The 356-nt window shown below is 69.7% G+C and carries 1 protein-coding gene; it reads left to right on the top strand.

Going from position 1 to position 356, the window contains the following annotated elements:
- On the top strand, positions 1 to 356 hold a 356-nt coding region (locus EN857_RS33645), incomplete at both ends, for an NUDIX domain-containing protein (protein ID WP_135897702.1).

The following is a 356-nucleotide window of genomic DNA, read 5'->3' as shown; positions in this document are numbered from 1 at the left end:
CTTCCGCATGCGGGGCGCTGGGCGCTGCCGGCCGCTTTCGTCGGCATCGACGAGAGCCTCGACGGGGCGGCCGCGCGCGTGCTGCGCGAAAAAGCTGGAATGGCCGAGGCGCCTCTCGAACAGCTCTACACGTTCGGCGCGGTGGATCGCGATCCGCGCATGCGCATCATCAGCGTCGCCTATCTGGCGCTGCTCACGGAGCGGGTCTTCGACGCGGCGCTCGCCGCGAAGCCCGCGCTGCTGCCGGCCGCGATCCATGTGCCCTGGGCCGGAGAGAGCGGTGGGCCGGTCGATGTGCTTGCGCCTCAAGGCGAAAAACTGACGCTCGCCTTCGATCATGCCGCCATCCTGGCGAT

Origin of the sequence: Mesorhizobium sp. M4B.F.Ca.ET.214.01.1.1, assembly GCF_004791545.1 — a bacterium.
Taxonomy (GTDB): domain Bacteria; phylum Pseudomonadota; class Alphaproteobacteria; order Rhizobiales; family Rhizobiaceae; genus Mesorhizobium; species Mesorhizobium abyssinicae.
The sequence above is the reverse complement of the archived record's forward strand: the minus strand, read 5'-3'. Positions and strand labels throughout refer to the sequence as shown.